This is a genomic window from Streptomyces sp. NPDC005878 (genome assembly GCF_040629815.1).
Lineage (GTDB): Bacteria > Actinomycetota > Actinomycetes > Streptomycetales > Streptomycetaceae > Streptomyces.
In genome coordinates, this window is sequence record NZ_JBEXWK010000014.1 from 183,561 (window position 1) to 191,434 (window position 7,874).

At 69.1% G+C, this 7,874-nt stretch carries 7 protein-coding genes and 3 pseudogenes; 4 read left to right on the plus strand and 6 right to left on the minus strand.

The annotated features are described in order from the left end of the window. Nucleotides 1–111 precede the first annotated feature (111 nt). The gene (locus ABZ404_RS21705; protein WP_358834939.1) at nucleotides 112–3,090 is read right to left on the minus strand and encodes a VCBS repeat-containing protein; all 2,979 of its coding nucleotides are present in this window, start codon (nucleotides 3,088–3,090) and stop codon (nucleotides 112–114) included. A 187-nt stretch (nucleotides 3,091–3,277) separates the two neighbouring features. Further along, nucleotides 3,278–3,475: pseudogene (locus ABZ404_RS21710) on the minus strand (TetR/AcrR family transcriptional regulator); the annotation flags it as partial. A gap of 3 nt (nucleotides 3,476–3,478) precedes the next feature. Between ABZ404_RS21710 and ABZ404_RS21715 the strand changes: the two are divergent. Further along, nucleotides 3,479–3,637, plus strand: a pseudogene (locus ABZ404_RS21715) (FAD-dependent monooxygenase); the annotation flags it as partial. A 64-nt stretch (nucleotides 3,638–3,701) separates the two neighbouring features. On the opposite strand, the gene ABZ404_RS21720 reads toward ABZ404_RS21715, so the two are convergent. The 3 genes from ABZ404_RS21720 to ABZ404_RS21730 form a co-directional block, all read right to left on the minus strand. After that, nucleotides 3,702–4,097, minus strand: coding sequence for a hypothetical protein (locus ABZ404_RS21720; protein ID WP_358834938.1), 396 nt, complete (start codon nucleotides 4,095–4,097; stop codon nucleotides 3,702–3,704). Beyond that, a complete protein-coding gene (locus ABZ404_RS21725) occupies nucleotides 4,094–4,378 on the minus strand; it encodes a hypothetical protein (protein ID WP_358834937.1) in 285 nt (94 codons plus the stop codon). The genes ABZ404_RS21720 and ABZ404_RS21725 overlap by 4 nt, the downstream gene beginning before the upstream one ends. A 165-nt stretch (nucleotides 4,379–4,543) precedes the next feature. After that, a complete protein-coding gene (locus ABZ404_RS21730) occupies nucleotides 4,544–4,798 on the minus strand; it encodes a hypothetical protein (protein WP_358834936.1) in 255 nt (84 codons plus the stop codon). A gap of 202 nt (nucleotides 4,799–5,000) precedes the next feature. Here ABZ404_RS21730 and ABZ404_RS21735 point away from each other — a divergent pair, with 202 nt between their 5' ends. The 3 genes from ABZ404_RS21735 to ABZ404_RS21745 all read left to right on the plus strand — a co-directional run bounded on the left by ABZ404_RS21735 (nucleotide 5,001) and on the right by ABZ404_RS21745 (nucleotide 7,187). Further along, complete coding sequence (locus tag ABZ404_RS21735; RefSeq protein WP_358834935.1) at nucleotides 5,001–5,963, plus strand: hypothetical protein; 963 nt, start codon at nucleotides 5,001–5,003, stop codon at nucleotides 5,961–5,963. A gap of 116 nt (nucleotides 5,964–6,079) precedes the next feature. Continuing rightward, nucleotides 6,080–6,406: a UDP binding domain-containing protein gene (locus tag ABZ404_RS21740; protein WP_358834949.1), complete on the plus strand. Its 327-nt coding sequence runs from the start codon at nucleotides 6,080–6,082 to the stop codon at nucleotides 6,404–6,406. A gap of 451 nt (nucleotides 6,407–6,857) precedes the next feature. After that, complete coding sequence (locus tag ABZ404_RS21745) at nucleotides 6,858–7,187, plus strand: hypothetical protein (protein WP_358834934.1); 330 nt, start codon at nucleotides 6,858–6,860, stop codon at nucleotides 7,185–7,187. 18 nt (nucleotides 7,188–7,205) lie between these two features. Here ABZ404_RS21745 and ABZ404_RS21750 read toward each other — a convergent pair. Next, nucleotides 7,206–7,424 (minus strand): annotated as a pseudogene (locus ABZ404_RS21750) (IS5/IS1182 family transposase); the annotation flags it as partial. Nucleotides 7,425–7,874: the final 450 nt, after the last annotated feature.

Sequence of the window (7,874 nt, forward strand, 5' to 3'; positions counted from 1 at the left end):
TGTACACCGACGACGACGTACAGACGTACAGACGTACAGACGTACATGGGTGCGGGCCCGTGCAGAAGCTGCACGGGCCCGCACGCTGCGATGGAGCGGTGGATCAGTGGATCAGAAGAGGTACTTGTACATCTGCCAGCCGCCGCCGACCTTGTTCCGGGCGGAGAAGTTGCCCTTGCCGTCCGCGGCGTAGGACCACAGCACGCCGCTCGTGTCGCGGGCGACCAGGTCGAGCTTGCCGTCACCGGTCATGTCACCGACACCGACCAGCGTGTCGTAGACCTGCCAGCCGCCGCCGATCTTCACCCGGGTGTCGAGGGTGCCCTTGCCGGTACCGGGGTAGAGCCACAGGACGCCCGAGGAGTCGCGGGCGATCAGGTCCGTCCTGCCGTCCCCGTTCAGGTCTCCTCCGCCCGCCGCCAGCAGGTAGGACTTCCAGCCGCTGCCGATCTTCACACGGGCCTTGAAGTTCCCCGAGCCGTTCGCCTCGTAGAGGTACAGGTCCCCCGTGGACGCCTCGCGGGCGATCACGTCCGCGTGCCCGTCACCGGTCAGGTCGCCCGGGGACGTCAGCGCGTCGAAGATGTTCCAGCCGCTGCCGATCTTCGCGTACGGGGTCGACGGGGTCAGCGCCTTGCCCGCGGGCTTGTACAGGCGCAGTTCACCGCTGGTCAGGCGGACCAGGACGTCATTGGTCCCGTCGCCGTCGACGTCGTCGAACGGAACAGCCGCCGACATCGCGTGCGCGTCCGTCCAGCCGGAGCCCGACACCTTTCCGTCGAGCAGTCCGTCGTCGCCCTCGCGCAGGTCGGCGGTGCCGCCGGGCGTGACGGCCAGCAGGTCGGCGAAATCGACGGGGCCGGCGATGTAGTCACGCCAGATCGGGGCGGTCTTGACCGTGCCCTTCACATCGAAGGGGGTGGTGATCTCCTGGTCCGGGCCGCCGTCGGCGGGAACCATGGCCAGCTTCCACTCGTACGCGCCCGGGGTCAGCTCCTTGCCGGCGGAGTCCTTGCCGTCCCAGTCCAGGCGCACCACACCGCGGGTCTCGCCACCCGTGGCCGTGAGGACCGTGTTGCGGGTGGCGACGTTCACCAGCGCCAGATCCCAGGAGACCAGCGGCTTGGACGCCCACCACCGCATGCTGCGGGCCGCCGACTTGGCGTCGACGCTCGACGGGAAGTCCGTGTCCAGCGCCGCGAGACGAGTGCCGGCGACCCCGGACGGGGCCACCCGCGTGTCGCCCTCGGCGTCCACGTACGCCACCGTGCCGGCGAAGCGGTCCACGGTCCAGGCCCGGCCGGGCGCGGCCACGGCGGGCTTGCCCACCGGGTGCGTTCCCTTCGTGCCGTGCAGGTCCGTGACGCTCAGCAGGCCGTCCTTCTGCCAGGCGACATAACCGTCACCGAGCAGAGCGCCCTCATGGGCGGGCAGGACGGTGTTCTTGTCGGTCAGGGTGTCGTACACCCCGGACTTGTCCCGGTCGCACTCCCAGTAGACGTCGGTGCCCTGTGCCTGGAGGGACGTCGTCAGGCACGGCGCCATCATGTCCTTGCCGGTCGGCCTGCCCGTACGGACGTCGAACGCCCGCGACAGACCGGGCTCGCCACCGAGCCACAGCGTGCTGCCGGAGAGGGCGAAGCTACGGGAAGACGTACCCGTGTAGACGACCGAACCCGTATCGAGATCGGTGACCTGGACGCGCTCGTCCTTGCGCCAGGTGGCGAGGTAGCGGCCGGACACACGCAGCAGGTCCGCCTTGACGCCCAGCGTCCGCCCGGGCAGCTTGGCGCCCGCGTCGAGAACCTTCACGGTGCCGTCGGCCAGCCGGTAGACCAGACGGCCGTCACCGGTGGCCTGGATGTCCGGGGTGCCGGCCACCGGGAAGTCGGCGGCGTCCGTGCCCCGGTCGGTGCGCGGCCCGGCGGTCAGCGGACCCGTGACCGAGAGGTCGATCCCGCTCAGCCGCGTGTGCCCGCCCTCCTCGTCGGGCACCCGGTCCACCGAGGTCAGCCGGCCCTGCGCCACGGCGAGCGCGCTGGGAACCGACGCCAGGGACGGCGACTCGCGGACCCTGGTGGGCTCCAGCGAGGAGCCGACCGCGTACACGCCCTGGTGGCCGTCGACGACCGCCCCGATCAGCATGGTCCCGTCGGGCTTGAAGCGAGCCATCGCGGTCGCCTTCTCCAGCACGACGCGCTCCGGCCCGCCCGTGAACGGCACCGCCACGACACGGTAGTCGAGCGAGGAGTAGTGCTCCTGGCCGCCGGTGGAGATACGGCGCGCCACCAGAACGCTGTCCCCGACCGCGCCGAGCAGCTGGGCGGTGTCATAGCCCGCGATCGTGAGGTGGTCGGTCGCGGACCAGAAGTCCGAGGTCTTCCAGACCGATGCCTTGCCGTCCTTGGTCCACTGGACCAGGCGATCGCCACCGACCTCGATGCGGCCGTTGTCGTACTCGTCCGCCGTGAGGTGGGTGGAACGGGCGACACCGTCCTTGCCGAGCCAGCACAGCAGCGTCATACCGGAGATCTTCTGCTGGACGAGGATGCCGTCCTTGTTGTGCGTGTAGAGCGACTCCAGCGTGCCCGAACCGCTGACAGCCTTCTCCTGGAGGGCCTCGCCCTCCCAGTACTGCAGACGCATACCGAGGGTGCCCTGGCTGACGACCACGTCACCGAAAGCCCCGGCGAACCGCTGGCCGGCGGGCAGCGGTACGGTCCGCTGCGTGCCGGCCTTCATGTTGCGCTGGACGACCGACCCGGCGTCCTTGCCGGTGAGGACGAGGACGTCGGTACCGGTGCCCCAGGCGGTGTCCATACCCTGCGGCATGACGACCCGCTCGGTGGAACCGTCCCCGTACGAGGTCCAGTTGAAGCCCGACTTGGTCCAGCCGGACAGATAACCCGTCTCGCCCGCCCCGTTGATCACGGTCGCGTTGGCGTCAGGCGTGCGCTCGGCGGGAACGGTCAGCTCCGCCGGTACGTCCGCCGCGAAGGCCGGAGCCGCCGCCAAGGGGGCGATCGCCCCCGCGAGCCCGAACGCCGTAACCGCGGCGACCGCACTCCGTATGAGTGTGTGACGTTTCATTGCTGCTGCTCCCGAACATCTCTGGGCATGGGATGGCACACGGGCGCGGCGAACTCCGCGACCCCGAGCACAGAACAGCCCCCCGGGCTCTCCGACTCCCCACGCACGTACTGAGACGCACGAAAGATCACTTCAGTTGTACGGGGGACACGCCCCGATCAGAACACCCGCGCGCACCCGGAAAGCGTCACGCCGACGGCCGGGTGAATTGGGCGTCCACGGCGTCCAGGACCCACTCCAGGCCAGTGGCGAAGAACGTCTCGGCGTCCACGTCCGTGCCGTCGTACACGGCCTTGGCCGGCGCCGGGAAGCGACCCGTGTCCAGCATCCTCGTCAGATGCGGACAGGAGGCGCGCTGCGGGTCCTGCTTGGACAGACCCGTGGCGCCGGCCCCGCGGACCTGGACGAGGCCGTCCGCGCCTTCGAGGAAAGATGTGGGCATGGGCCGGCCTCTGGGCAGAGATCACAACGGCCTGGTCTGGAACGCCTTGGAAGCCCGGACCCCACCGAAGCCCTCACCTTCTTCGACGAGGTCCAGCCGTCCTGACCGAGATGCCGGGCGTGCCGGGCGTGCCGAGGGTGTTCCGAGGCCAGGTCTGGTGGCAGGCAGGTCAGTGGAAGCCGAGCATGCCGGGGGTGTCGATGCCGATGGCGAGGATGCCGGGCGGGTAGCGGTCCTCGTCGTCGGTCAGGAGGATCGGCATGCCACCGGTGCCGGTGCGGCGCAGGGCGGTGTAGAGGGCGTGGCAGGTGTCCAGGGCTCCGTAGCCGTCGCGGACCATGGTGCCCACGGCCGGTGCGTCGATCTGCCCGAGCGTTTCGACGTCGGCGCACGGGTAGCCAAGGACGGCCCGGGCGGCTCCCGGCTGGCGCGCCTCGGCCTCGGCCAGACACAGCGCCGGCACCAGCAGCCGGTCGCCGCCGGCGGTGATGTTGACCGCGAGCGCGTTGAGCGCCTTGTGCCCCGCGGCCAGCGCCATGACCGCACTGGTGTCGACGATGATCACGCGGCGTCCCTGCCAGGCAGGGCCAGAAGCTTCTCCGCCGCGATCCGCCGCAGATTCCCCAGCACATCCAGCGTCGCGAACTCCTCGTCGCTGATATCGACGCCGATCACCTCACGCGCATGCGCCCGCGCCGCCGCCACTTGCGCGGCCCGCTGCGCGGCGGTGGGCTCCGCGGCCGCGAGCACGTCGACGAGCTGCCCGATGTTCAGCCCGCGTTCCTCGGCGAGCTGGGCGAGGTGATCGCGGGTCTGCTTTGTCACCTGGATCGTCGTATTCGCCATAGAGTGACCATAGCACTTCTATAGTGACTTGCGGGGTGTGCTCTTCGCGCACATAGGGTCGCAGGGGCTGGCACGACAGGGGCGCTGCCAGGCACGCCCTTGTGCCGCGCGCAGCGGCGGGGGCGACTCCACCGATCACCCGGCCAGCAGGACGCGCGAACGTGCTCAGGCGGCGACGCCGAGTTCGGTGCGGGTGCGGTGGATGAATTCGCGGACGGCCGGCTCCCGGCGCCAGGGGGCGAGGGCGGTGTTGAACTCCCGGACGTAGTCCTTGGCGCGGGAGGACTGGACGCGGGCGAGGATGTCCACGGAGAGGTTGCCGAGTTCCAGGCCGTGGTCGAGGTCGCGGGCCTGGAGGTGAGCGGTTCCCACGATCGCCAACCGCATCCCGACCGAGCGGGTGAACACCCCGGTGGGCATGGCGGCGGCCTGCTTGTTCCAGGCCAGGGCAGCCCTGGGGTTCTTCAGGTCGGAAGATCTCGGCGGTGTCGGCGGAAAGGCGGGCGTGGTGATAGAAGTCGATCCAGGCGGGCTCTGAGCCGCTGGATGCCTCGGCCAGGCTCAGGAGGTCCTCGGATGCCTTCAGGGCCCGAGAGGCGGCCTTGGCGTCCCTCTCGCGGGCATGGGCACGGGCCTCGATGAGCTTGGTGAACGCCAGCACTCTCGGCACGGCCTGGCCCTTGGCGCGTTCGAAGGCGCCCTGGGCCATGTCGACGGCCTCGGAGGCGAAGCCCCGCATGAGGGACTGCATGGCCATCGTGGTCAGCACATAGCAGCCGAGCTGTACGTCGCCGCCGGCGCGGGCCAGGCGGAGGGCCTGGATGAAGTGACGCTGGGCGGCGTCGTGCTGGCCGACATCGAACGCGGTCCACCCGGCGAGCCGCGACAACTCGGCGGCCACGGAAAACAGTTCGCAGCCGACGTCGTCGGAGAAGGTGCCCTCCAGGAGAGGGGCAGCGCGGCGTTCGAGGCAGTCGGTGACGGAGTTCGCCTTCCAGTTCCCCCCGCCGTACTTGGAGTCCCAGCGGCGGGCATCGTCGGCGGCGTCCCGCAGTTCGTCCAGGTCGGCCCTGCCGACCTGGCCCGAGCCCTGATGGTCGGCCCTTTCGTCGGCGGGGCTGACCAGCCAACGGGTGACGGGGACGGCGAACGCGGACACGGCAAAGCCGGAGCCGGCCTGATTGAGCAAGTCGCGGCGGTTCACGGAGCTCCAGAACGAAGTGGCGACGCGGACGGCGTCGGCGGGATCTCGCGGGAAATCCAACCCCACATCCGCCTGGATTGTCTCCGCCTCGCCCATACCGATTTCGGCGAGACCGACGGGCCGCCCGAGCCGTTCGGAGACCGCCTGCGCCAGCAGCTTCGGCACCGGCCACTTGGGCACCATGCCGCGCACGCACCAGTTCACGATCGAGGTATGCGAGTAGTCCGTCGGGGACCCTGCCTGGTGGGCGAGCTGGTTGACGCGGTGGGCCAGAGACTTGTGGCTCGCACCACAGGTTTCGATGAGCCGGGCCAAGTCCGTGTTGGGCGGACGGCTCCGGCGGACGGCCGATGCCACGGCGGCCCCCTTGCCGGTGACTGAAGCGTTGCCCATGCGAGCCCGTGCTTCCGAGGAGTCGTACGTCTCCCATGTGCTGGGTCACCGAGGGTATTGCCTGCGGGCCCTGGATGAACCGGGTTCGCGAGTTGTGAGCCCCCCTGCGAGCCCTTCCCGGCCGGTTCGCTGCCCGGTGTGCCCAAAAACTCTACGAACTCGGTGCCACCATCACCGTCACCGACCCCAAAGCCCTCGACAACGCACGCAAGCGCCACCCCGAACTCGACTACGTCGAGGATCCCATCGCCGCAGTTGACGACTCGGACCTCCTGCTGCACCTCACCGAGTGGCACCACTTCACCAACATCGACCCCAAAAGGCTCGCCGCCCGCGCCAACAACCCCAAGGTCATCGATGCCCGAGGCACCCTCGACACCGACCAGTGGCGCGACGCCGGTTGGGTCACCCTGGCTTTTGGCCGCGTCTGACCTGACGACTCTCAAGCGGAAAGGGCTGGCGCTCTGGGTGCCAGTCCCTTCCGCATGGCGCTGATCCCGGACAGATACGTGCACTGCGCGGACAGGAGCAGCCAGGCCGACACACGAGGGTCAGGCTTTACCAGTCCCCGCGCCCCTCCATTTCCCCCAGGCGGGCGGTTTCCCCGGCCCCGGCCGGGCGTTTCCCCCGAGCGTCCGGCCGGGGCTCTCCTCTGCGTCAGTCGATCCGTATGCAGGTGGCCTTCGGCGGGTGCGCACTGTGCACCTACCTAGGGGGTGTCGGACGGGTCGCGTGATCGTGTTGTGGGCTCGGGTTCCGCTGTGTGGGGTAACGCCCCTCTTGTGGGGGATTTTTCCTTAGGGGTGGGTGAGAGACGCTTGGTCAGCCGGGGGCGGGCTTCTCCGGATCAGCGGTCCCTTCGAGAGAAAAGTAGGACTGATCATGCATGTATTGAGGCGCTCGGCAAGGATTGCCGCTGTCACTGGTGCGGCGGTGCTGATGGCGGTGACGGGTATGGCCATGTCCGCCCAGGCAGCGGAAGGTACGTTCTTTTACACACGCGCCGATACGGGAAGCGAGACCTTCCTCGGCTCGACGCCGAACGGCCGGTGCCTTTCCATCCCGGGCGGTGCCCGCCAGGCGACCAATGACACCGATTCGGATGCCCGCCTGTACACGAACAGCAGTTGCACGTCGTCCAGCAGGTTCCTCGGATCCCGGCAATCGGACGACTACGCGGCCCCGTACCCGACGTACGTGAAGTTCGGTTGAAGCTCCTTCGGCAGGGCCTCACCGGAGCCAGCGCCGGACCGCCGTAACAGTGACCGTGCCGTGGAAGACGAACGCTCTCTTGTCACAGTGCGTCGTCACGGCCCGGGTGCCTTTGAGCGTGCTGACCGTTCGCTCGACTTCATCCCTGCGGACGTAGCGGGCCAGTGAGCCGACCGCCGCAACTTCCACGGCGGTGGCGGTTGCCCGCTGATCCCGGCGCCCGGGGATCGTGTGACGGGATCAGCCGGCCGTGTGGCCCGCCTCTGCCAGTCCTCGCGGCGGAACGGTCCAATGTTTCCCACAAGAAAAGAGCGTGCAGGGCGTGAGAAACCTTTAGGCCAATCCACCGAAGGAACCATGCTCCTGACAGAAAGTCAGAAGCACAAAGGGAAAGGCGAAAGCCCGGCCACCCCAACCCCCCAGCCAGACAAAGGGATTCGCGAAGCGAATCCCTTTAGGCCGGAATCGCGGAGCGATTCCGGCCCCGCCCAACGGAGTTGGGCGGATATTTCGGCGGAGCCGGAATGCAGAATTGCGGAGCAATTCCTGTTTCCGCCGCGTAGCGGCGGCGCGTCGGGTCTGCGGAGCAGACCGCCAGCATGCTCCGCAAGAAGCAGGGCTTCTTCAACCGGCACCGCACCGGCGACCTGTCCACCCGCGCCACCGGCGACGCCGAGGCCCTCGGGC